The organism is Pseudomonas sp. LBUM1660 (genome assembly GCF_059695935.1).
The window spans coordinates 1,647,344-1,669,988 of sequence record NZ_CP166795.1 but is presented as its reverse complement, the minus strand read 5'-3'; the positions used below and the strand labels follow the sequence as shown (position 1 = coordinate 1,669,988).

24 protein-coding genes and 1 riboswitch are annotated in these 22,645 nt (G+C 59.8%); of the genes, 13 read left to right on the top strand and 11 right to left on the bottom strand.

All coding sequences use genetic code 11. The features are described 5' to 3' along the window. Nucleotide 1 precedes the first annotated feature (1 nt). The 4 genes from ACA068_RS07870 to rpoE all read right to left on the bottom strand — a co-directional run bounded on the left by ACA068_RS07870 (nucleotide 2) and on the right by rpoE (nucleotide 3,773). Nucleotides 2–1,420, bottom strand: a complete 1,419-nt coding sequence (locus ACA068_RS07870; RefSeq protein ID WP_497310553.1) for a DegQ family serine endoprotease — start codon at nucleotides 1,418–1,420, stop codon at nucleotides 2–4. 188 nt (nucleotides 1,421–1,608) lie between these two features. Next, on the bottom strand, nucleotides 1,609–2,565 hold the full coding sequence (locus ACA068_RS07865; RefSeq protein ID WP_497308926.1) for a MucB/RseB C-terminal domain-containing protein: 957 nt from the start codon (nucleotides 2,563–2,565) through the stop codon (nucleotides 1,609–1,611). 8 nt (nucleotides 2,566–2,573) lie between these two features. Then, the gene (locus ACA068_RS07860; protein ID WP_077749615.1) at nucleotides 2,574–3,161 is read right to left on the bottom strand and encodes a sigma-E factor negative regulatory protein; all 588 of its coding nucleotides are present in this window, start codon (nucleotides 3,159–3,161) and stop codon (nucleotides 2,574–2,576) included. 30 nt (nucleotides 3,162–3,191) lie between these two features. Further along, nucleotides 3,192–3,773 carry an RNA polymerase sigma factor RpoE/AlgU gene (rpoE, locus tag ACA068_RS07855; RefSeq protein WP_007944079.1) on the bottom strand — a complete coding sequence of 194 codons (582 nt, stop codon included), beginning with the start codon at nucleotides 3,771–3,773 and terminating at the stop codon, nucleotides 3,192–3,194. A gap of 558 nt (nucleotides 3,774–4,331) precedes the next feature. Between rpoE and nadB the strand changes: the two genes are divergently transcribed. Continuing rightward, nucleotides 4,332–5,948, top strand: a complete 1,617-nt coding sequence (gene nadB, locus ACA068_RS07850) for an L-aspartate oxidase (RefSeq protein ID WP_497308924.1) — start codon at nucleotides 4,332–4,334, stop codon at nucleotides 5,946–5,948. Here nadB and ACA068_RS07845 read toward each other — a convergent pair. After that, nucleotides 5,917–6,369 carry a protein YgfX gene (locus ACA068_RS07845; protein ID WP_497308922.1) on the bottom strand — a complete coding sequence of 151 codons (453 nt, stop codon included), beginning with the start codon at nucleotides 6,367–6,369 and terminating at the stop codon, nucleotides 5,917–5,919. The genes nadB and ACA068_RS07845 overlap by 32 nt on opposite strands. Beyond that, on the bottom strand, nucleotides 6,353–6,607 hold the full coding sequence (locus tag ACA068_RS07840) for an FAD assembly factor SdhE (RefSeq protein ID WP_007944081.1): 255 nt from the start codon (nucleotides 6,605–6,607) through the stop codon (nucleotides 6,353–6,355). Before ACA068_RS07840 ends, ACA068_RS07845 begins: the two co-directional genes overlap by 17 nt. 149 nt (nucleotides 6,608–6,756) lie before the next feature. On the opposite strand from ACA068_RS07840, the gene ygfZ reads away from it, so the two are divergent. Both ygfZ and ACA068_RS07830 read left to right on the top strand, forming a co-directional pair. Beyond that, nucleotides 6,757–7,698 carry a CAF17-like 4Fe-4S cluster assembly/insertion protein YgfZ gene (gene ygfZ, locus ACA068_RS07835; RefSeq protein ID WP_497308920.1) on the top strand — a complete coding sequence of 314 codons (942 nt, stop codon included), beginning with the start codon at nucleotides 6,757–6,759 and terminating at the stop codon, nucleotides 7,696–7,698. A gap of 35 nt (nucleotides 7,699–7,733) precedes the next feature. Further along, nucleotides 7,734–8,555, top strand: coding sequence for an HDOD domain-containing protein (locus ACA068_RS07830; protein ID WP_497308918.1), 822 nt, complete (start codon nucleotides 7,734–7,736; stop codon nucleotides 8,553–8,555). A gap of 45 nt (nucleotides 8,556–8,600) precedes the next feature. Here ACA068_RS07830 and ACA068_RS07825 read toward each other — a convergent pair whose 3' ends face one another. Both ACA068_RS07825 and ACA068_RS07820 read right to left on the bottom strand, forming a co-directional pair. Beyond that, entirely contained in the window at nucleotides 8,601–9,989 is a 1,389-nt protein-coding gene (locus tag ACA068_RS07825) for a sensor histidine kinase (protein ID WP_497308916.1), read from the bottom strand. Next, nucleotides 9,982–10,653: a response regulator gene (locus ACA068_RS07820; RefSeq protein ID WP_007941432.1), complete on the bottom strand. Its 672-nt coding sequence runs from the start codon at nucleotides 10,651–10,653 to the stop codon at nucleotides 9,982–9,984. The genes ACA068_RS07825 and ACA068_RS07820 overlap by 8 nt, the downstream gene beginning before the upstream one ends. Before the next feature lie 391 nt (nucleotides 10,654–11,044). On the opposite strand from ACA068_RS07820, the gene ACA068_RS07815 reads away from it, so the two are divergent. Genes ACA068_RS07815 through ACA068_RS07800 form a run of 4 tightly spaced genes read left to right on the top strand, consistent with a single transcriptional unit; the run spans nucleotide 11,045 to nucleotide 15,089 of the window. Beyond that, entirely contained in the window at nucleotides 11,045–12,022 is a 978-nt protein-coding gene (locus ACA068_RS07815) for a Bug family tripartite tricarboxylate transporter substrate binding protein (protein WP_497308914.1), read from the top strand. Nucleotides 12,023–12,081: 59 nt separating this feature from the next. Continuing rightward, nucleotides 12,082–12,540 carry a tripartite tricarboxylate transporter TctB family protein gene (locus ACA068_RS07810; protein WP_497308912.1) on the top strand — a complete coding sequence of 153 codons (459 nt, stop codon included), beginning with the start codon at nucleotides 12,082–12,084 and terminating at the stop codon, nucleotides 12,538–12,540. A gap of 1 nt (nucleotide 12,541) precedes the next feature. Continuing rightward, the gene (locus ACA068_RS07805) at nucleotides 12,542–14,056 is read left to right on the top strand and encodes a tripartite tricarboxylate transporter permease (RefSeq protein WP_497308910.1); all 1,515 of its coding nucleotides are present in this window, start codon (nucleotides 12,542–12,544) and stop codon (nucleotides 14,054–14,056) included. After that, nucleotides 14,049–15,089, top strand: coding sequence for an AbrB family transcriptional regulator (locus ACA068_RS07800; protein ID WP_497308908.1), 1,041 nt, complete (start codon nucleotides 14,049–14,051; stop codon nucleotides 15,087–15,089). The genes ACA068_RS07805 and ACA068_RS07800 overlap by 8 nt, the downstream gene beginning before the upstream one ends. Before the next feature lie 85 nt (nucleotides 15,090–15,174). On the opposite strand, the gene ung is transcribed toward ACA068_RS07800, so the two are convergent. Next, nucleotides 15,175–15,867: a uracil-DNA glycosylase gene (gene ung / locus ACA068_RS07795; protein ID WP_497308906.1), complete on the bottom strand. Its 693-nt coding sequence runs from the start codon at nucleotides 15,865–15,867 to the stop codon at nucleotides 15,175–15,177. Between the two features lie 132 nt (nucleotides 15,868–15,999). Between ung and dspII the strand changes: the two genes are divergently transcribed. Then, complete coding sequence (gene dspII, locus ACA068_RS07790) at nucleotides 16,000–17,112, top strand: enoyl-CoA hydratase/isomerase DspII (protein WP_497308904.1); 1,113 nt, start codon at nucleotides 16,000–16,002, stop codon at nucleotides 17,110–17,112. Nucleotides 17,113–17,166: 54 nt separating this feature from the next. On the opposite strand, the gene ACA068_RS07785 is transcribed toward dspII, so the two are convergent. After that, nucleotides 17,167–17,610, bottom strand: a complete 444-nt coding sequence (locus tag ACA068_RS07785; RefSeq protein ID WP_497308902.1) for a hypothetical protein — start codon at nucleotides 17,608–17,610, stop codon at nucleotides 17,167–17,169. A gap of 167 nt (nucleotides 17,611–17,777) precedes the next feature. Then, entirely contained in the window at nucleotides 17,778–18,020 is a 243-nt protein-coding gene (locus tag ACA068_RS07780) for a hypothetical protein (protein ID WP_497308900.1), read from the bottom strand. A 277-nt stretch (nucleotides 18,021–18,297) separates the two neighbouring features. Then, a riboswitch (guanidine-I (ykkC/yxkD leader) is annotated at nucleotides 18,298–18,398 on the top strand. A 62-nt stretch (nucleotides 18,399–18,460) separates the two neighbouring features. Here ACA068_RS07780 and ACA068_RS07775 point away from each other — a divergent pair. The 5 genes from ACA068_RS07775 to ACA068_RS07755 are packed head-to-tail and all read left to right on the top strand — an operon-like array spanning nucleotide 18,461 to nucleotide 22,536. Further along, a complete protein-coding gene (locus ACA068_RS07775) occupies nucleotides 18,461–19,528 on the top strand; it encodes a putative urea ABC transporter substrate-binding protein (protein ID WP_497308898.1) in 1,068 nt (355 codons plus the stop codon). A gap of 16 nt (nucleotides 19,529–19,544) precedes the next feature. After that, nucleotides 19,545–20,360 carry an ABC transporter permease gene (locus ACA068_RS07770; protein ID WP_497308896.1) on the top strand — a complete coding sequence of 272 codons (816 nt, stop codon included), beginning with the start codon at nucleotides 19,545–19,547 and terminating at the stop codon, nucleotides 20,358–20,360. Continuing rightward, nucleotides 20,357–21,145 (top strand): ABC transporter ATP-binding protein, encoded by a 789-nt coding sequence (locus ACA068_RS07765; protein WP_497308894.1) that lies wholly within the window; start codon nucleotides 20,357–20,359, stop codon nucleotides 21,143–21,145. Before ACA068_RS07770 ends, ACA068_RS07765 begins: the two co-directional genes overlap by 4 nt. Nucleotides 21,146–21,157: 12 nt before the next feature. Next, nucleotides 21,158–21,883 carry an urea amidolyase associated protein UAAP1 gene (locus ACA068_RS07760; protein WP_497308892.1) on the top strand — a complete coding sequence of 242 codons (726 nt, stop codon included), beginning with the start codon at nucleotides 21,158–21,160 and terminating at the stop codon, nucleotides 21,881–21,883. A gap of 11 nt (nucleotides 21,884–21,894) precedes the next feature. Continuing rightward, on the top strand, nucleotides 21,895–22,536 hold the full coding sequence (locus ACA068_RS07755; RefSeq protein WP_497308890.1) for an urea amidolyase associated protein UAAP2: 642 nt from the start codon (nucleotides 21,895–21,897) through the stop codon (nucleotides 22,534–22,536). Nucleotides 22,537–22,645: the final 109 nt, after the last annotated feature.

Here is a 22,645-nt window from a genome sequence, read left to right as displayed (position 1 = left end):
TTTATTCAGCCAGTTTGAAGGTGATGAAGCTGGCACGACCTTGACGCAGAACCCGCATGGACACCGAACGATTCTTCGGCAGTGCCTTGGCGATTTCAGCGAACTCCTTGCTATCGTTGATTGCCTGGTTGTTCAGGTGAGTGATCACATCATTTGGCTGCAAGCCGATGAGCGATGCAGGACCGTCCTGAACCTCCTTGATCACCACACCACCTTTGAGGTCGTAGGTTTTCTTCTGCTCAGCGGTCAGATCAGCGACAGCAACACCCAGTCGATTGCTGTTGGTTTCAACGCCTGACTTGAGTTTCGAGCCCAGCTCTTTACCTTCGTCAGGGATCGCACCAACCGTCAGCTCGACATTCTTGCGCTTGCCGTCGCGAATCACTTCAAGATTGGCCTTCGCGCCTTCTTTCAGAGCGCCCACCAGGTGCGGCAGATCGGCTGACATGACGATCGGTTGACCGTTCATGCTCAAGATCACGTCGCCGACTTGCAGATCACCCTTGGCAGCCGGGCCATCTTCCTGGATCTGGGCTACCAGCGCACCGGCCGGCTTCTCAAGACCGAACGACTCGGCCAGATCCTTGTTCACTTCCTGGATCACGACACCCAACCAGCCACGGCTGACTTTGCCGCCACTTTTCAGCTGATTGGATACGTCCATTGCCACATCGATAGGGATCGCGAACGACACGCCCATGAAGCCGCCAGAACGGGTGTAGATCTGTGAATTGATCCCGACCACTTCACCGGCCAGGTTGAACAGTGGACCACCTGAGTTACCCGGGTTGATGGGTACGTCGGTCTGGATGAACGGCACATAGTTTTCGTTCGGCAGGCTACGACCGACAGCGCTGACGATGCCCTGGGTCACGGTGTGGTCGAAGCCGAACGGCGAGCCGATCGCTACGACCCATTGGCCGGCCTTCAGGTTCTGGGATTTACCGAGTTTCAGGACTGGCAGATCCTTGCCTTCGATTTTCAGCAGCGCCACGTCGGAACGTGGGTCGGTGCCTATCAGCTTGGCTTTCAACTCACTGCGGTCGGAGAGACGAACGAGAATTTCGTCGGCATCGGCGATCACGTGGTTGTTGGTCAGGATGTAGCCGTCAGGCGAGATGATAAAGCCCGAGCCCAGGGACTGCGCTTCACGCTGGCGATCACCGCGAGGCGAGCGCGGTTGCGGCATGCCCCGCTCGAAAAACTCGCGCAGCGCTGGCGGCAAGCCTTCAAGGTCGGGCATCTGGTCGGACACCCTGCGGTCCGGCAACTTTTGCGTGGTGCTGATGTTCACCACCGCGGGCGAGGCCTGCTCGACCAGCTGGGTGAAGTCAGGCAATTCGACTGCTTGAGCAGTGACCGCCTGACCGAGCACCAGCACGGTGGCAAAAATGGAAAGATAAGACTTCAAGCGTGGTATCGACATACGGCTCCCGTTACAACGAGCATGGTTAAGCGATATGGAGCAAGGAACACCGGGAAAGATACGCCGGTATTTTTGTTCCGGGAACAACAAAACAAGGCCAGAGCCGTGAGGTTCTGACCTATAGAAAAATTCAGGTTTTTTTGCAAATTGAAATGCTCACCAAACATTTCGATATCAGCTCACTACTTGGTTGCAGTGGCATCGGAGCGCATGGACAGCGCAATCCGTTCAGCAGTACCTATCGGAATCTCACCGACCACGGTCACCATCATCTCGCCTTGAGGGGTCGTCAAGCGTCGAGAAACAGCAACGGTTGGGCCTAACTGGGTGCGGGTATCGGTAACGGTGGCACCGTTCAACGGTTCAAGGAATACCGAAAACCGCGCCAGACCATCGTCGTACATCAGACTGTTGACCTGGGTTTTGGTCTCTGGATCTTTGCGGGCGCTGCTGCTGGTCAACTCGAAACCGGGCGGGAGCCAGTCCGAATGCCAGACCTGGGCGGCCTTGACGGCGGAAGCCTTGTCACTGTCTAGGGTGACAACCTTGCAATCCTCGCCTGCCTGCAAGTCGCGGTCAGACGGCACATTGTCGGTATCCAGTTGGGTAAACTGGAAGCGTTCCAGCAACTGCCCTTTGTCATTCAGTAGCAATGACTTCAACGGCAAGCCGGTTTCCTTATCAAGGTGAAGCTCAAAACCGTAGCGATGCTGATCACGTGGCTTCAAAGAAACAATCACTGCCGCACGCCCAGCCACACGCGACTTGCCAATGACGGCAAGCTCGTACCAATTCTTCAGCTTTTGTGGATCGAGTGCACGAGCAGCGGAGCTGGGAGAGTCCCCAAGCCCTGCTATCAGGGTGCCGCTGACGCATTGAGTATGCCCATCAATGCGCACGACTTCCTGTGCTGAGCCGTCGAGCTGGAGTAAACGCTCACGGAGCTTGCCATCCTGGACACGATGCCAGATGTTATGGGTAGAAAAACTACCGTTACGCTCGTAAACGAAAGTACCGTTAAAGCTTTGCTGTTGCTCTGCCTGACCAAGACGGGTCAACCAGTCCTGGGCTTCATCGGCGTGGGCTGGAACAATGAACCAGCCACTGAGCAGAAGCGAAAGTAGAGGTATGGCGCGCATGATCCTCCTTAACGGTTTTCCAGGCTTGCTGCACGAGCGTAAGGCAGAGCGCTCTCAGTACCTTTCAGTGCAGCCTGTTGAGCATGTTGGCGCAAGTAGCCTGGCAGACGCTGATCGTGCCAGCCTGGTTGACCTTGCAATACGCCGTTGGCCATAGGACCAGTGGCTTCCGAACTCTCATTGTAGCCTGCTAATACAGCTGGACCCTTGACCTGAGGAACGGCCAGACCCGGTTGACTGGATTGCTGAGCCAATTCGACACCCGCGATCTCGTCTTGGTTGTACAGACGCACACCGGCCAGCACGGCGACGGTCACCGAAGCAGCAACAGCCAATCGACCCAGGCTGCGCCATGGACCACGGGAGGCTTTTGCCGGTACGGCTTCGTCGGCCAAAGCAGCAGAAACTGCCGCGGCGATGTCCAGACGTGGAAGCAGAAGATCCTTGTGCATAACTGCCCGAGCGATTTGATAACGAGCCCAGGTTTCACGGGTTTCAACATCGTCAAAGGCATTTAATACCCGACGCAATTCCAGTTCGTCCGCTTCGTTATCCATCACTGCGGACAGCGATTCCTGCAGGGCTTCACGACTCATGGCGTTCCTCTCTTGGCTATCGCCGCTGTCTCAGTTTTCCTGCAACAACGGCTGCAGGGCTTTATCGATGGCCTCCCGAGCGCGGAAAATCCGGGAGCGCACGGTACCCACCGGACATTGCATGACCGCCGCAATGTCCTCGTAACTCAGACCATCGAATTCACGTAAAGTTAAAGCTGTACGCAAATCTTCTGGCAGTTGCTGAATGGTTCGATGGACGGTGCCTTCGATCTCATCCCGCAGCAATGCACGCTCTGGCGACTCGAGATCCTTGAGGCCATGATCGCCATCGTAGAACTCTGCATCTTCAGAACTGACATCGCTATCCGGCGGCCGACGGCCGCGTGAAACCAGATAATTCTTCGCCGTGTTGATGGCGATGCGGTAAAGCCACGTATAAAACGCGCTATCTCCGCGAAAGTTTCCAAGTGCGCGGTAGGCCTTGATAAAGGCTTCCTGTGCCACATCCTGGGCTTCATGGGTGTCGTGCACGAAACGCACGATCAACCCGAGAATTTTGTGCTGGTATTTCAGCACTAGCAGATCGAAAGCTCGCTTGTCGCCGCGTTGAACGCGCTCGACGAGCTGCTGATCCTCTTCCTGGGTTAGCATGAACACTCCTCGATAAGCTCGGAGGAGGCTTGCATAACTAAACGACCAGACTTGCAAACATAGACTCGGGCTTTTCGCAAAAGTTCTCCCCCTCCAAGCAAGTTTCCTGCGGGCTCTGATTTGGCACGCACGAAAAGCGCAGCTCGGCATGACCCGGCTGCGCGAATAATCTTGTCATCGGACTCACTGACCAGGACCAAACCACAAGCCCCGCCCTGAAACCGACACTGTCCTTCTTTTCAGGCACCGTCTATTGATCTTGGGCCTTTGGCAAAAGTTCCAAATATTTATAGCCGGGCGAAAGCGACATCATGCAACCCTGAACAGAAAAAGACTGTTAAATCGTTGATACAGTCGCCTTGCCGCAGAACCGCCCGAAAAACCATCCGACGAAGCGTCAGGTATTTTCTGTCACGGTAGTTTCACAATGCCATATGCGCTCGGGTATTGTGCCGCTCCCCCCCTCTATATACTAGTGGGCTGTGTGGCTGCCTTGACTCGCCGTTCCAGGAGTCTTGCGCCAACCCCGACCCGGGTCGCTTTGAGCGGAATCCTGAAATGAGCCAACAGTTTCAACACGATGTTCTGGTCATTGGCAGCGGCGCTGCCGGTTTGAGCCTTGCGCTGACCTTGCCCGGTCATTTGCGCATCGCCGTACTGAGCAAAGGCGACCTCGCCAACGGCTCGACTTTCTGGGCCCAAGGCGGCGTCGCTGCCGTTCTGGATGACACTGATACTGTCGAATCCCACGTTGATGACACCCTTAATGCCGGCGGTGGCCTCTGCCACGAAGACGCCGTGCGCTTTACCGTCGAGCACAGTAAAGAAGCCATCCAATGGCTGATCGACCAAGGTGTACCGTTTACCCGCGATGAACAATCCGGCACTGAAGACGGTGGATTCGAGTTTCACCTGACCCGCGAAGGCGGTCACAGCCATCGGCGCATCATTCATGCGGCCGATGCCACAGGCGCGGCGATTTTCAGAACCCTGCTCGCCCAAGCCAAACTCAGACCGAATATCGAACTGCTGGAGCAGCGAGTCGCCATTGACCTGATCACCGAAAAACGCCTGGGCCTGGAAGGTGATCGCTGCCTCGGCGCCTACGTCCTCAATCGTGGCACTGGTGAAGTCGACACCTACGGCGCACGATTCGTAATCCTGGCATCCGGCGGCGCAGCCAAGGTCTACCTCTATACCAGCAACCCCGACGGAGCCTGCGGAGATGGCATCGCCATGGCGTGGCGTTCGGGCTGCCGAGTGGCAAACCTGGAGTTCAACCAGTTCCACCCGACCTGCCTTTACCACCCGCAAGCCAAGAGTTTCCTGATCACTGAAGCCCTGCGCGGCGAAGGGGCACACCTGAAGCTGCCCAACGGCGAACGTTTCATGCAGCGTTTCGACCCGCGTGCCGAACTCGCGCCCCGGGACATCGTCGCCCGCGCCATCGACCATGAGATGAAGCGCCTGGGTGTCGACTGCGTCTATCTGGACATCAGCCACAAGCCCGAAGCGTTCATCAAGACTCACTTCCCGACGGTGTATGAACGCTGCCTCGAGTTTTCCATCGACATCACCAAGCAACCGATTCCCGTGGTTCCCGCGGCGCACTACACCTGCGGCGGCGTAATGGTCGATCAGAATGGTCGCACTGACGTGCCGGGGCTGTATGCCATTGGCGAAACCAGTTTCACCGGCCTGCACGGCGCCAACCGCATGGCCAGCAACTCGCTGCTGGAGTGTTTCGTCTACGCCCGTTCGGCGGCGGCGGACATTCTGAAACAGCTGCCGCAGGTTTCGATTCCGATCACCCTGCCCGTCTGGGATGCCAGCCAGGTCACTGACTCCGACGAAGACGTGATCATTGCGCACAACTGGGATGAACTGCGGCGATTCATGTGGGACTACGTGGGCATCGTGCGCACCAACAAGCGCTTGCAACGCGCGCAGCATCGCGTGCGGCTGTTGCTGGACGAGATTGACGAGTTCTACAGCAACTATAAGGTCAGTCGGGATTTGATCGAGTTGCGCAACCTGGCCCAAGTGGCGGAGCTGATGATCCGGTCAGCCATGGAGCGCAAGGAGAGTCGTGGCCTGCATTACACCCTCGACTACCCGGACATGCTGCCGGTCGCGCTGGACACTATTCTGGTGCCGCCCACCTACGCCGACTGAATGTGAGCCTGACCCGCAGGCGTCGGTGCACATCCGCCGCCTGCGAGTCCCGGGGAACGCAGATCGATCTGACCCGCCGCTCCTCTCGCAGTCGAAAACGCAGGACCACCATCATCGGCAACGCCAGACTGTCCGGTCGTAGTTGCACGGGCTGCCAGCCTGAGCCCTGATTCCACAACTGCCAGCCATCGGCATCGCGACGCAAGCCGCGAAATGCCTGTGGATGTGTCAGCAAAATCTGACGCGGCAGCAGCCAGACGCCATGAACCACACACAGCGTCATGCCGAGCAAACTGGCCCAGAGCGGTATGGAAAGAAGAAACAACGAACCCAGCGCGAACAGCTGGGCCACAAGATACGCCGCCAGCAACTGCCGCGAGGCATGCCAGCGGCATTCGAACGCATTACTTGGGCTGGACACGATCCAGGATCATGCGGACCATGCGCTGAAGCTCCGGATCTTCTGATTCGGCGCGTTCCATGAACCAGCCGAACATGTCCTGATCTTCGCATTCGAGCAGCTTGCGGTAGCAATCGCGGTCGACGTCGTTGAGATGCGGGTAGACCTCCTTAACGAACGGCACCAGCAATACGTCAAGCTCGAGCATGCCGCGGCGGCTGTGCCAGTAGAGGCGATTCAGTTCAACATCTTCGACCATGGAGCGCTCCTCAAATAGGCGGCAAGTATACAGGCCCAAGCCCGGTCGAACACTCGGCTTTGGTCGGGCGCCATCGATCCTTTGCGAACTACCCATTTCGAGAGCGCCCCCTTATGATGTCCCCCAGATTCTTTACCCTGCGATGACCCATGGCCGATTCTGCTTTTTTCTGCACCCTGTCCCATGAAAGCGTTCTTGCAGTCCGCGGCGCGGACGCCAGCAAATTCCTGCAAGGCCAATTGACCTGCAACCTCAATTACTTGAGCGATATCCAGGCCAGTCTTGGCGCCCGCTGCACGCAGAAAGGCCGGATGCAATCGAGCTTTCGCATTGTGCTGGAAGGTGACGGCGTGCTGATGGCGATGGCCACCGAACTGCTCGAGCCACAATTGGCGGACCTGAAAAAGTACGCCGTGTTCTCCAAGTCCAAACTGACCGATGAAAGCGCCGCCTGGGTCCGCTTCGGCCTCGATCATGGCGATGCCGCACTGAGCAGCCTGGGTCTTGAGCTGCCGGCAGACACCGACAGCGTCGTGCGTCTTGAAGGTCTGATCGCCATTCGCGTCTCGCCGGACCGCGCGGAACTGTGGGTCGCTGCCAATCAGGCCGACGTCACCAAGGGCAAGCTCTCCGCCCTGTTGACCGAAGGCACTCTGAATCAATGGCTGCTGGGCCAGATCCGCGCAGGGATCGGCCAGGTCATGCCGAGCACCCGCGAGCTGTTCATCCCGCAGATGCTCAATCTGCAAGCCGTCGGTGGAGTGAGCTTCAAAAAGGGTTGCTACACCGGCCAGGAAATCGTCGCGCGCATGCAGTACCTGGGCAAACTCAAGCGTCGCTTGTATCGCCTGACACTGGATGCCAGCGAATTGCCCGAGCCCGGCACGCAACTGTTTTCCCCGTCCCATGGCAGTTCTATCGGCGAAGTGGTGCTGGCCGCCAGCGCCGGGCAAAACATTGAACTCCTGGCCGTGCTGCAAGCCGAAGCAGCAGAAGGTGGCGATATTCACCTGGGCGCCCTCGAAGGGCCGGCCCTGCACCTGCTCGACCTGCCTTATCAACTGGATCGCGATCGCGAAATCCAGCGTTAACCGCAGCACTTGTTGCAACACCCTAGAGAAAAGAAATGAGCGATCTGGCGGATAAGGTCCAACAGGATTTGGTTGAGGCCATCGATAACGATGACCTGGTTCTGCCAACGTTACCGGAAGTGGCCCTGCAGATTCGCAAGGCCGCTGAAGACCCGGAAGTCAGTGTCAGCGCCCTGAGTAAAGTGATCGGCCGTGATACGGCGTTGTCGGCGCGCCTGATCAAAGTGGTCAATAGCCCGCTGCTGCGCGCGACTCAGGAAGTGACTGACCTGCACACGGCGATCACCCGGCTGGGCGTCAACTACAGCAGTAATCTGGCGATCGGCCTGGTGATGGAGCAGATTTTCCACGCCCGCTCTGAAGTGGTGGCGCAGAAAATGCGCGATGTCTGGCGTAAAAGCCTGGAAATCGCCGGGGTCAGCTATGCGCTGTGCCGCAGTTACACGCAACTCAAGCCTGATCAGGCAGCCCTTGGCGGACTGGTGCATCAGATTGGCGTACTGCCGATCCTGACCTACGCCGAAGACCATTATGAGTTGCTGTCTGACCCGGTCAGCCTCAACCATGTCATCGATCGCATTCATCCCTTGATCGGCGACAAGCTGCTCAGGGTCTGGGAATTTCCGGAAATGCTGGTGCAGTTGCCGGGGTTGTACCTGGATTTCACACGCCAGTCCGAGCGGGTCGATTATGTCGATTTGGTTCAGGTGGCCAGCCTGTATTGCCACAAGGACACCGATCACCCGCTGGCCCGTATCGATGCGTTCAGCGTGCCGGCGTTCAAGAAACTGGGGATCGACCCGGAGAATGAGGCGATGTGCCGGGATCTGGAAGAATCGCGGTCGATGTTTTATTGATCATTGTGGCGAGGGGGCTTGTCGGATTGCCACAGGTAATGTGTTTCACTCCCCCGCAATAAAACTCACCCGCACTTTCAACCCCGCCGACTCGCCATCGTGCAGGCTGATCTGCGCCAGGTGCGCGCGACAAATCTCACCGACAATCGCCAACCCCAGCCCGGACCCTGCCACTTGCTGGTTGCGCCGATAAAAGCGCTCGAACACCCGATCCCGCTCATCAAAGGGAATCCCCGGCCCGTCGTCCTCGACCTCCAGGACCGCCGGCGCCGTGACCCGCAGAATCACATTGCCCCCCGACGGCGTGTGAGCGAGGGCGTTATCCACCAGATTACTCAGCAGCTCATTCAACAGCGTCGGCTCGCCACGCAGCCACACCGGTTCGTCCGCTTCCAGCGCCAAGGCGACGCCGCGGGCATGGGCCAACGGCGCCATGGCCATGCCCAGCTCGCGCGCCAACTGACTCAAGTCCAACAACTGCGCACCGCCCTCGGCAATCGCCCGGGCCCCGTTCTCTACCCGCGCCAGCGAAAGCAATTGATTGGCCAGGTGGGTCAGGCGATCCGTGCCTTGAGCAGCGGTTTCCAGGGTGCTGCGCCAGGTTTGCGGTTCGTTTGAACGCAGGCCCAGCTCAAGTCGCGCTTTGAGCGCCGCCAACGGCGTGCGCAGTTCATGGGCGGCATCGGCGATAAACTGCGCCTGCCGCTCGAACTGCCCGCGCAGTCGCTCGGTAAAGTGATTGAGCGCGCGCACCAGCGGCCACAATTCATGCTGCACTTCCACCAGTGGCAATGGCCGCAAATCATCCGGCTGACGCTCTTCCACCGCCGTGCGTAAGCGCTCCAGCGGACGCAGCGCCGCGCTGACCGTAAACCACACCATCAGCAACGCTCCGATGGCCAACATGCCCAAACGCAGCAACGTGTCCGCCGCCAGACTGCGAGCCATCGCGACCCGAGCCTCGTCGGTTTCTGCCACACGGATTTCCGCCATGCCATTCATGTTCGGCTCGCTCACCGGCTTGAGCAGGCTCACCACGCGCACGTTCTGCCCACGGTATTGGGCGTTATAGAAGCGTGCCAGTGCCGGATAGTCATCGGTACGTGGCGTTCCCGGGGGCGGCGGCGGGAGGTTTTCGTAACCGGAAATCAGCTTCTGATTGATGTCGTTGACCAGGTAAAAAATCCGCCCGGCGCTGTCGTAGGCGAACGTATCGAGGGCCACGTAAGGCACGTCGGCGCTGAGGCTGCCATCGCGCTGGGACACGCCGGCGGCGATGGTCCGCGCCGACGCCAGCAGGGTCCGGTCATAAGCCGTATCAGCGGCTTCGCGACCATTCCAGTACGCGCTCAAACCGCTGGCCAGCATCAACACCACCAACAACAGCGCGAGGTTCCACAACAACCGCCAGCGCAGGCTGCTGGGCTTATGCATCGCGGCTTTCCAGCAAATAGCCGAGGCCGCGGAAGGTCACGATGGCGACCGGTTGGCCGTCGAGCTTCTTGCGCAGGCGGTGGACATAGATTTCGATGGCATCCGGGCTGGCTTCTTCATCGAGGCCAAACACCTGAGCGGCCAGTTGCTCTTTGCTCATCACCCGACCGGGTCGGGCGATCAATGCTTCGAGGACCGCCTGCTCGCGAGAGGTCAGGGTCAGCAATTCCTCACCGAGGGTGAAGCGCCGAGTATCCAGGTCATAGGCCAACACGCCGCAGCGCTGCTGACGTTCACCGCCCAACACGCTGCGCCGCAACAAGGCTTTGACCCGCGCTTCGAGTTCGGTCAGTTCGAAAGGTTTGGCCAGGTAATCGTCGGCGCCAAGGTTGAGCCCGTGCACCCGATCCTTGACGTCGCTGCGCGCGGTCAGCATCAGCACCGGCAGGTTTTTGCCCCGGGCCCGCAGGCGCGCCAGCACTTCGAAACCATCCATGCGCGGCAGGCCGACATCGAGGATCGCCATGGCGTACTCCTCGCTGCTCAAGGCCAGGTCGGCCGCCACGCCGTCGTGCAGCACGTCCACGGTCAGCCCGGTGCTCTTGAGCGCCTGGGCGACGCTTTCGGCGAGCTGCAGATGGTCTTCGACGAGCAGAACACGCATGGATTTTTACCTCATTCAGGGATGGTCGACGCCATTCTTTGGCGCGGAGTTTACAGTCGCATTCGCCGCTGTGAAGCCTGAAAACTGTGAAAGCCAACTGAAAGGTTAGTGAAAGGTTGGCCCGTTAGAGTCGACCCACGGATGGTTTCGACTGCGGACCACCCGATCGTGCTTTGAAATGTAGCTCCCGAAAAATGCCTTGATGCATTTTCGCCAATAAGAACAATAACGAGGTACTGCACCATGCTGGCCAGACAGCTTCAGGTTTGCCCGTCCCACCCGTTTTTTCAATCCCCTTCGTTCACGCTTGTCAGCGCCCCTACCGGCTGCACGACGCGAAATCGCCGCACCTGAAACATCCCCAAAAACAAAAACTCCCGTGGAGACAAAAATGAATCAATCACTGCGCCGTTTCGCCCTCGCCGCCAGCTGCATGCTGTTCGCCGGCCAATTGATGGCCGAACCAAAACGCCCGGAATGCATTGCCCCAGCCTCGCCAGGCGGCGGTTTCGACCTGACCTGCAAACTGGCGCAAAGCGCGCTGGTGAACGAAAAACTGCTGACCAAGCCAATGCGCGTGACCTACATGCCCGGCGGTGTCGGCGCGGTGGCGTACAACGCGGTGGTTGCTCAACGTCCGGCCGATGCCGGCACCTTGGTGGCGTGGTCCAGCGGTTCGCTGCTGAACCTGGCCCAGGGCAAGTTCGGTCGCTTCGATGAAACCAATGTTCGCTGGCTCGCGGCCGTAGGCACCAGCTATGGCGCCATCGCGGTAAAAAGCGATTCGCCTTACAAGACCCTCGACGATCTCGTTCAAGCACTGAAGAAAGATCCAAGCAAAGTGGTGATCGGTTCCGGCGGCACCGTTGGCAGCCAGGACTGGATGCAAACGGCACTGATCGCCAAGGCCGCCGGGATCAACCCGCGCGACCTGCGTTACGTCGCCCTTGAAGGCGGCGGTGAAATCGCCACCGCCCTGCTCGGCGGCCATATCCAGGTCGGCAGCACCGACATCTCCGACTCCATGCCGCACATCCAGAGCGGTGACATGCGCTTGCTCGCCGTGTTCTCCGAGAAGCGTCTGGACGAGCCGGAAATGAAAGACATCCCGACCGCCAAAGAGCAAGGCTACGACATCGTCTGGCCAGTGGTTCGCGGTTTCTACCTCGGGCCAAAGGTCAGCGACGAAGACTACGCCTGGTGGAAAGAGGCCTTCGACAAACTGCTGGCGTCCGAAGACTTCGCCAAGCTGCGCGATCAGCGTGAGCTCTTCCCGTTCGCCATGACCGGCCCGGAGCTGGACACCTACGTGAAGAAGCAGGTTGCCGACTACAAAGTGCTGGCCAAAGAGTTCGGCCTGATCCAGTGATCGCCTCTGTCTAGCGGCTGCGGCCCCCGATTTGCGGGGCCGTGGCACAGGAGTTTCCCATGCTCTTACAACGCATTTTTGCTTCGGTGCTGTTGCTGGCCTGTATTGGCCTGGCGCTGATGGCCTGGCCGTACCTGGCGGCTTTTTCCTACGAACCGGTGGGGCCACGCGCCTTTCCATTGTTGATGCTCGGCCTGATGGGTCTTGGCTTGCTGTACATGGTGTTTCGCCCGACTCCGATCATCCACAGCGAAGACGACCCAAAACTGGACCGTGAAACGCTGATCAAGATCGGCATCTGTGTGGTGCTGTTGCTGGTGTTCGCCGGCACCTTCGAACCCCTTGGTTTCATCGTCGCCAGCATCCTGATCGGCGTCCCCATGGCTCGCCTGTATGGCGGCCGCTGGCTACCGAGCGCGGTGATCATCAGCCTGATGGCCATTGGTCTTTACCTGCTGTTCGACAAGTTGATGGACGTGCCACTGCCCTTGGGCGTACTCGACGTTCTGGAGAACTGATATGGATACTCTTGGCTATTTGGGTCAGGGCTTCGGCGTCGCGCTGACCCCGTACAACCTGGTGACCGCGCTCTGCGGCACACTGATCGGTACCGTTGTCGGCCTGTTACCCGGCCTGGGCCCGATCAATGGCGTGGCGTTGTTGATCCCGATCGCGTTCGCCCTCGGCCTGCCACCGGAGTCGGCCCTGATCCTGTTGGCGGCGGTCTATCTGGGCTGCGAATACGGCGGCCGGATCAGCTCGATCCTGCTGAACATCCCGGGCGAAGCTTCCACCGTCATGACCACGCTTGACGGCTACCCGATGGCCCGCAAAGGCCTGGCCGGTGTAGCGCTGTCGCTGTCGGCGTGGAGCTCGTTCATCGGTGCGTTCATCGCGACTTGCGGCATGGTGCTGTTCGCCCCGCTGCTGGCGAAATGGGCGATTGCCTTCGGACCCGCGGAATACTTCGTGCTGATGGTGTTTGCGATTGTCTGTCTCGGCGGCATGGCCGGCGACCGACCACTTAAGACGTTTATCGCCGCGCTGATCGGTTTGTTTCTATCGACCGTCGGGATCGATGCCAACAGCGGCGTGTATCGTTTCACCGGGGATAACATCCATTTGACGGACGGCATTCAGTTCGTTGTGCTGGTACTGGGCTTGTTCTCCATCAGTGAAATCCTTCTGCTGCTGGAAAAAACTCATCGTGGCCAGGAAGCGGTAAAAGCCACCGGGCGCATGATGTTCAACTTCAAGGAAGCCTCGGCGGTGTTCGCGGTGAACATCCGTTGCGGCCTTCTGGGCTTCATCATGGGCGTGTTGCCGGGTGCGGGCGCGACCCTCGCCAGCGCCGTGGCCTACATGACCGAAAAACGCATCGCCGGCGCCAAAGGCACGTTCGGCCAGGGTGACATGCGCGGCCTCGCTGCGCCGGAAACCGCCATCGGTGGCGCGGCCTGCGGCGCGCTGGTGCCCATGCTGACTCTCGGCGTTCCAGGTTCGGGGACCACAGCGGTGATGATCGGCGCGCTGTCGCTGTATAACATCACCCCCGGCCCGCTGTTGTTCCAGCAACAACCTGACATCGTCTGGGGCCTGATCGCCTCGTTGTTCGTCGCCAACGTCATGCTGGTGATCCTCAACATCCCAATGATCCGAATCTTCACCCGCATCCTCGCCGTGCCGAACTGGGCGCTGGTGCCGGTGATCGCGATCATTACCGGGATCGGCGTCTACGCGGTACACGCCACCACCTTCGACCTGTTTCTGATGATCGGCATCGGTATCTTCGGTTACATCCTGCGCAAGCTGGACTTCCCGTTGTCGCCGGTATTGCTGGGCTTCATCCTAGGCGGTTTGATGGAGCAGAACCTGCGTCGCGCCCTGTCGATCTCCAACGGTGCGCTGGAGATCCTCTGGTCCAGTCCGATCACCTTCGGCTGCTGGGTGCTGACCGCGATCATGCTGCTGATGCCGATCCTGCGGATCTGGCGCAAACGTTCGGTCGCCCGGCGCGCAATCGCCGATGTCTGATCGAACACCCTTCAAAGCCTGGTGGGGTACGCCGCTGGTCGGTGCGCTGGGCGGTTACCTCGCCAGTTTGGTCGGCTGGCCGCTGCCGTGGATGGTCGGCTCGTTGCTGGCGATCATCCTGGTGCGCTGCCTGACACCCTGGCAGTTGGCGGAAATCCCTGGCGGGCGCAAGTGCGGCCAGTGGGTCGTCGGTATCGGTATCGGCCTGCACTTCACCCCAGTGGTGATGGAGCAGGTGTTGAGTCACTTCGGTCTGATCTTCTTCGGTGCGTTGATCACCAGCCTGTCCGCCGTGGTCGGGGTCTGGTTGATGCGGCGCACCGGGGAGGATCGCGCCACCGCGTTCTTTTCCAGCATGCCGGGCGGCTCCGGGGAGATGGTCAACCTCGGCGCGCGCAACGGTGCGGTACTCAGTCGCGTGGCGGCGGGGCAAAGTTTGCGGGTGTTGGTGGTGGTGCTGTGCGTGCCGGCGGCCTTCAAGTATTTGTTGGGTTACGGTGCACCGGTCCTGCATCCAACCGTCGTCAATTGGTGGCTGTTGGCCCTGCTGTTCCCTGCGGGCGCTTTGGCGGCCTGGATTTGGGAACATCTTCGTCAACCCAATCCATGGCTGTTCGGGCCGTTGCTGGTGAGTGCAGCGGTGAGCATTGGTTGGGATTTGCACATCGGTTTGCCCAATGGCGGCAGTCAGATCGGCCAATGGCTGATCGGCAGCGGGTTGGGCTGTCACTTCAATCGGCAGTTTTTCCGTCGGGCACCTTCATTCATGGGCCGGACCTTGATCGGGACGGTGCTGACCATGTTGATCGCCACGGCGGCGGCACTGGGATTGAGTGCGCTGACCCATCTGGACCTGCGTTCGCTGACGTTGGGCATGATGCCCGGCGGCATTGCAGAGATGAGCCTGACGGCAGAGACACTGCAATTGTCCGTGCCGCTGGTGACGGCGATGCAAGTGATGCGGCTGTTGTTTGTGCTGTTTCTGGCGGAGCCGTTGTTCAGGTATTGGAATCGGGTGCCTGAGTCAGACTGAGGACCGAGTCGCCTTCTTCGCGGGCAAGCCTCGCTCCTACAAATTCGCGCAGGACCTGTAGGAGCGAGGCTTGCCCGCGAAGTTTTTAGACTGGCGGCAACCGCCACTCGATCGGCGTTTCGCCATTCTGCTCAAGAAACTTGTTGGTCCGGCTGAAATGCCCGCATCCCAGAAAACCGCGATAGGCGGACAGCGGTGATGGGTGCACCGACGTCAGCACCAGGTGCTTGGTGGCATCGATGAGTTTCTGTTTGCTCTGTGCATGCGCGCCCCACAGCATGAACACCAGATGCGGTTGCTGCTGGCTGACCACTTCAATGATCCGATCCGTGAAAAACTGCCAGCCCTTGTCCTTGTGCGCATTGGCGTTGGCGCGCTCGACCGTCATGGTGGTATTGAGCATCAACACGCCCTGCTCGGCCCAGCTCTGCAGGTAGCCGTGATTGGGGATATCGATGTTCAGGTCGCGTTTCAACTCTTTATAGATGTTCACCAGCGATGGCGGCGCCGGTACGCCCGGTTGCACCGAGAAGCACAACCCGTGGGCCTGTCCCGGCCCGTGATACGGGTCCTGGCCAAGGATGACGACCTTGACCTTGTCCAGCGGCGTGGAGTTAAGTGCGTTGAAAATCATCGGCCCCGGAGGATAGATTTCCTTGCCCGCCGCGCGCTCCTGTTGCAGGAAGTTGCGCAACTCTTCCATGTAGGGCTGGTCGAATTCGGCACGTAGCGCCTCCTTCCAGCTTGGTTCGAGTTTGATACGGTCATCAGCAGTCATGGTTACATCCGGCAAAAACAATGGGGCGAACCCTAGGAAAGCCCACCACGCTTGTCAATTGATCTGACGCAGATCCGGCACTTTCCTGTACAGCGATCATACTGAACGCTCAATTTCCCGATCGAGGTCACGATGAATCTGCACTTCGAAGAACTCACCGGCACCGACGGCGCGCGCATCGGCATTGCCAGCCTGGATGCCGAAAAATCGCTCAACGCCCTCTCCTTGCCCATGATCAACGCCCTGCGCGATCAGATGGACGCCTGGGCCAAAGATCCGCAAATCGTCTGCGTTTTGCTGCGCGGTAACGGCGCCAAGGCCTTCTGCGCCGGCGGCGAAGTGCGCAGCCTGGTCGAAGCCTGTCGCGCTCATCCGGGGGAAGTACCGCCCTTGGCCGCACATTTCTTTGCAGCGGAATATCGCCTGGACTTCAATCTGCACACGTACCCCAAACCGCTGATCTGCTGGGGCCATGGTTATGTGCTGGGCGGTGGCATGGGGCTGCTGCAAGGGGCAAGCATCCGGATTGTCACGCCGAGCAGCCGCCTGGCAATGCCGGAAATCAGTATCGGTCTGTACCCGGACGTTGGCGCCAGTTGGTTCCTGTCACGCCTGCCTGGCAAGCTCGGGTTGTTCCTGGGGCTGACCGGTGCACACATGAACGGTCGTGATGCGATCGACCTGGACCTGGCCGACCGTTTCCTGCTCGATGAGCAGCAAGAAGAGCTGATCGAAGGCTTGCTGCAATTGAATTGGCAGGAACAGACGCCAATGCAGCTCAACAGTCTGCTCAAGGCCTTGCAGCAGGAAGCCGTCGCGCAAATGCCCGAAGCGCAATGGCTGCCTCGACGCCAGCAGATCGATGAGCTACTGGATGTCAGCGATGTGCGCTGCGCCTGGAAAGCCATCAGCCCTCTGCGTGACCATACGGACCTGCTGTTAAGTCGAGCGGCGAAGACCATGACCGAAGGTTCGCCCCTGACCGCTCATCTGGTCTGGGAACAGATCGCCCGCGCCCGGCACATGTCGCTGGCCGAGGTCTTTCAGATGGAATACACGATGAGCCTCAACTGCTGCCGTCATCCGGAGTTCAGCGAGGGGGTTCGGGCGCGGTTGATCGACAAGGATCAGAAACCTCATTGGCATTGGCCTGACATCAATAATGTGCCGGATGCGGTGGTGGAAGCACACTTCCACAAGGTCTGGGAAGGCCGGCATCCGTTGGCCGATCTGTCGGAATACTAAAAAAATGTGGGAGCGGGCTTGCTCGCTCCCACACTGGTATTGCATTAGCTCATATTAACGATGGCCACCTCGGCCATCGTGATCACCGCGACCGTTATGGTCCCCTCGCCCACCGTGATTGTTGCGTCCGCCATGACCACGGTAGTCGTTGTTCCAGCCGCCACGGTTACGGCCGTCCCAACCATGGGCCCGGTATTCGCCCCGCTGCGACTGGTAATAACGGGGTGCCGGTTGATAAACCCGCGGCTGGTGGTAATACCGCGGCGTTGGCTGGTAATACCGCGCTGGTGGCGCGTAGTACCGGCGTGGCTGCGTGTAATAACCGCCGCCACCTGAATAGTAAGGTCCGCCACCGGCATAATAGGTGGGCGCTGGCGAGGTATAGACCTCGGAACTGTAGTAGCTGCCTCCTCCATCGGAATAGGGCACGCACGCACCAAGAGACAATCCCAATACTGCAATCAGAAGAATTCGGTGGGGCTGTTTTCGACAGAGCATGGCGGCCTCCTGGACCGCGAGTGAGCCATACCAGCGACGCTGGCAGGCGACAGTCAATTATTCGGTGACTGTCGAAAGATCAGACATCGTTTTCCAAATCTGGTGCGTCTCTGAAACAGATTGAAACAAGTCGCCGATGAAAGGTTTTTCATCTATTCACCCGCTGATTAATGGTGGCCATGGCGATATCCACCGCCGTAATGACGTGGCCCGTGCCCGCCCCAATAGTAGTAGCGATAGCCACCATAGAAGCGCGGGCCGTAGTAGTAACGCGGGCCGAAATAGTAGGAATAGGGTGAATAGCCGGGGTAGTAATAAGGCGCGGAATACACATCGTAACCACCGGCGTAGTAATAGCAGCCGGACAGCCCAAGACCGAGAACCATACCGAACAACAGTCGACGAAACATGGCGGCCTCCTGAAAGACCCACAGCCGGAACAGGCCGGCTGACACCCATTTGACTGGCAATGCCGGGGTGAGTGCCGAGAGGGGCGGACCTTCAGATCAGCGGCCACGACGTCCCATAGCGGTGCACCTGCGCACCATCACAAGGCAACACCGCCTCGCCTGCCCCAAGCGCTCATCGCGCAATCCCCCACCCTAGAGCCCTCAAGCTAACTTGGCACGGCTCTCGCTTTAGCAAACCCGTGCAGGAGTCATCACAAGGTTCGCGGCACCACAATTTGCAATGGCTGACTAGGGTTCCGGCTCGCTAAGGCGAGTGGCTGGTCCGAGAGTTGGCGACCTCCAGTTGAGGTTACACGGCGGGACAAAAGCCCGGGAGACAAGCCACCGTTCGCGGTGCCGCGTTGACTCCTGCCCGCCCTTGATCAACTGGAGAACCACCCATGCTCAAGCTTCGTTTACCCGCCCTGCTCGCCGCTGCTTTCGCAGCCCTCGTGAGCGTCTCGTCCCAGGCTGCACAAAAAGACCACTTCAGCGTTTGCTGGACCATCTACGCCGGTTGGATGCCGTGGGAATACGCCGGCAGCCAAGGCATCGTCGACAAATGGGCGAAGAAGTACGGCATCAAGATTGATGTGGTGCAGCTCAACGACTACGTCGAATCCATCAACCAGTACACCGCCGGCCAGTTTGACGGCTGCACCATGACCAACATGGACGCACTGACCATTCCGGCAGCCGGCGGCGTCGACAGCACCGCGCTGATCGTCAGCGACTTCTCCAATGGCAACGACGGCATCGTGCTCAAGGGCGAAGGCAAGAAGGTCACCGACCTCAAGGGCATGGACGTCAATCTGGTCGAACTCTCGGTGTCCCACTACCTGCTGGCCCGCGCACTGGATTCGGTCGACCTCACCGAGAAAGACCTCAAAGTGGTGAACACTTCCGATGCCGATATCTCGGCCGCCTTCAACACCGATCAGGTCAACGCCGTCACCACCTGGAACCCGATGCTTTCAGACATCAAGGCCAAGCCTGCGGTGACCGAAGTCTTCAACTCCAGCCAGATCCCCGGCGAAATCATGGACATGATGGTGGTCAACAGCGCCACCCTCAAAGACAACCCGGCCCTGGGTAAAGCGCTGACCGGTGCCTGGTTCGAAGTGGTCGAGTTGATGAACGCGAAAAACGCTGCCAGCAAGGTCGCACTCGAACACATGGCCAAAGCTTCGGGCACCGACCTGGCCGGCTTCCAGTCGCAACTCGACACCACCAAATTGTTCGCCACGCCCAAGGAAGCCCTGGACTTCTCCACCAGCAAGCAATTGCCGGAAACCATGCGCAAGGTCGCCGAGTTTTCGTTCCAGCACGGCTTGCTGGGTGAAGGCGCCAAAGACACCAGCGCCGTCGGCATGGCCTTCGCCAATGGCGTGACCAGCGGCGACAAGACTAACCTCAAGCTGCGCTTCGACCCGACCTACGTGCAGATGGCCGCTGACGCCAAGCTGTAAACAGGAGGACCTGGCCATGCGCCTGATCAATCGCCACCCGGATCGCCCGAGTCGCCTGCTGTTGGTGATCCTGCCGTTCGCCCTGGTGCTGTTCGCCTACTTCATGGGCTCAGCCGAACGGCTGACGGACAACCCCAACGACAAGCTGCTGCCGAGCGCCGTGCAGATGGCCGACGCAGTCAAACGCCTGGCTTTCACTGCCGACACCCGCACCGGTGAATACCTGTTGTGGCAAGACACCGCATCAAGCCTGCGCCGCCTGGCCATCGGCCTCGGCATCAGTGCGCTGGCCGGGCTGTGCCTGGGCATCGCCGCCGGGACGTTGCCGCTGTTCGGCGCACCGTTGTCACCGTTGCTGACGGTGCTGTCGATGGTGCCGCCACTGGCAATCCTGCCGATTCTGTTCATCGTCTTCGGGCTGGGGGAATTGTCGAAAGTGATGTTGATCGTGATCGGCATCACCCCGTGTCTGGCTCGCGATCTGGAACAGCGCGCCCGGGAAATTCCGGTCGAGCTGCTGATCAAGGCCCAGACCCTCGGCGCTTCAACCTGGACGTTGATGCTGCGCGTGGTGCTGCCGCAATTGCTGCCGCGCCTGCTGATCTCGTTGCGGTTGATGCTCGGTTCGGCGTGGTTGTTCCTGATCGCCGCCGAAGCCATCGCGTCGACCGACGGCCTCGGCTACCGGATTTTCCTGGTGCGGCGCTACCTGGCGATGGACGTGATCCTGCCCTACGTGGTGTGGATCACCCTGCTCGCCTGGCTGATGGATTGGGGCCTCAAGCGCCTGACCCAACGCGCGTTCCCCTGGTATGAAGGAGCGCGGGCATGAGTTTCATCACGGTAAAAAACGTCTGGCAGCAATATGCTGATCAGGTGGTGCTCGAAGGGCTGAACCTGACTGTCAACGAAGGTGAGTTCTGCACCTTGGTCGGTGCGTCGGGTTGCGGAAAATCGACCTTCCTTCGGCTACTGCTAGGCCAGGAACGCACCAGTCGCGGCGAGATTCTGCTCGACGGTCAGGCGCTGGCCGGCGAACCGGATGCCAGCCGTGGCGTGGTGTTCCAGCGCTACTCGGTATTCCCGCATTTAACCGTGCTGGACAACGTGGCGCTAGGCCTGGAACTGCCACGCTCGCCCTTGCTCGGGCGCCTGTTCGGCAGCGCCAAAAAAGACGCCCGCGAACAGGCCTCGGTGCTGCTACACAAAGTCGGCCTCGGCCACTCGCTGGACAAGTACCCGGCGCAGCTGTCCGGCGGCATGCAACAACGGCTGGCCATCGCCCAGGCGCTGATCATGAAACCTCGCGTGTTGCTGCTCGACGAACCGTTCGGCGCCCTCGATCCAGGCATCCGCAAGGACATGCACGCCTTGCTGCTGGAGCTGTGGCGCGAGACGCAACTGACGGTGTTCATGGTCACCCACGACTTGTCCGAAGGCTTCAGCCTCGGCACCCGCCTGCTGGTGTTCGACAAGGTCCGCGTCGACCCGCACGCCCCCGGCGCCTATGGCGCGCGCATCACTTACGACATCCCTTTGAACAGCGACCGCCGCGTCAACCGCGCCGCCGTCGATGCCTTGCCGGCTGCGCTGGCGGGCACGCTTCGTATCGCTTAGAGGAATTTTGAAATGACTGATTCGACTCAACTGTTCCCACCCTTCGCCGAAGAAATGCTCCCCGGCGGCGGGCACCGTTCGTTCGTGTTGAAACGCGGCCAATTGCTGCGCCTGACTGACCTGCGCGGGGGCGCCAACGTCAGCCTGACGCTGCTCAACGCCAATGAAAAAACCGAACGCCTGAACCTGCCCGACAGCCTCAAATGCCAACACACCGCCAAACTCACCAGCGGCCATTGCCTGTACTCGGACATGGGCCGCGTGCTGGCGGCGATCACCGCCGACACTTGCGGCTGGAGCGACAGCCTCGGCGGTGTGCTCTGCGCTGAAGAAGTCGCGGAAAAATACGGCGCCGGCCGCTATCAGGAACTGCGCAACGGCTTCTTCCGCAACGGCACCGACAACCTGTTAGTGGAACTGGGCAAGTGGGGGTTGGGCCTGTCGGATCTGCTGATGACCCTCAACCTGTTCAGCCGCATCAACGTCGATGAGGCCGGGCGTTTCCACTTTGTCGCAGGCAACTCGAAAGCCGGCGACTACATCGAGTTGTACGCGCCGATGGACACGCTGGTGGTGCTCACCGCGCTGCAACATCCGATGGACCCATCGCCGGACTACGCCCCCAAACCCCTGAAGCTCAGCTGGATGAACCCCGACGCCAGCGTCGCCGAACACTGCCGCACCTCGCGCCCGGAAAACGAGCGCGGCTTCATCAACACCGACCGTTTGTTCGCCTGAGGATCGCTGCCATGTCACTCGCCGTCGCAACCACACACCAGCAGCCTGAAAACGCGGTGTATCGCGCCACCATCGCCGCCGGCGAACCCTGGTTAATGGAGGTCAAGGCCGGCCAGACCCTGCGCATCCTCGACCTGGAAGGCAATCAGGCCGTCGATACCTTGTTCTACAGCGTCGCCAACCCGAAGGAGCGCTATGACGTGCAACGCACGTTGCGTCGGCAGAACAGCGTCTACCTGAGCACCGGCAGCGTGCTCTATTCCAACCTCGGTAAACCGATGCTGACCATCGTCGCCGACACTTGCGGACGCCACGACACCCTCGGCGGCGCCTGCGCGCAAGAGAGCAACACCGTGCGTTACGCGCTGGAAAAACGCTACATGCACAGCTGCCGCGACAACTACCTGCGGGCCTGCGTCCACGACGGGCGACTGGGCAAGGGCGACATCGGGCCGAACATCAACTTCTTCATGAACGTGCCGGTCACCGCCGACGGCGGGCTGACGTTTGAAGACGGCATTTCGGCACCGGGCAAATACGTCGACCTGCGGGCGGAGATGGACGTGATCGTGCTGATCTCCAACTGCCCACAACTGAACAACCCATGCAACGCCTACAACCCGACCCCTGCGGAGCTTTTGGTATGGAACTGAAATTCGTGCGGTTGCGACGGTGGTTGTTTGCGTTGTTCCAGGCGCGTTCGGGCCAGTGCCTCAAACCTCCGGAACACCACTAATCCCCCTGTGGGAGCGGGCTTGCTCG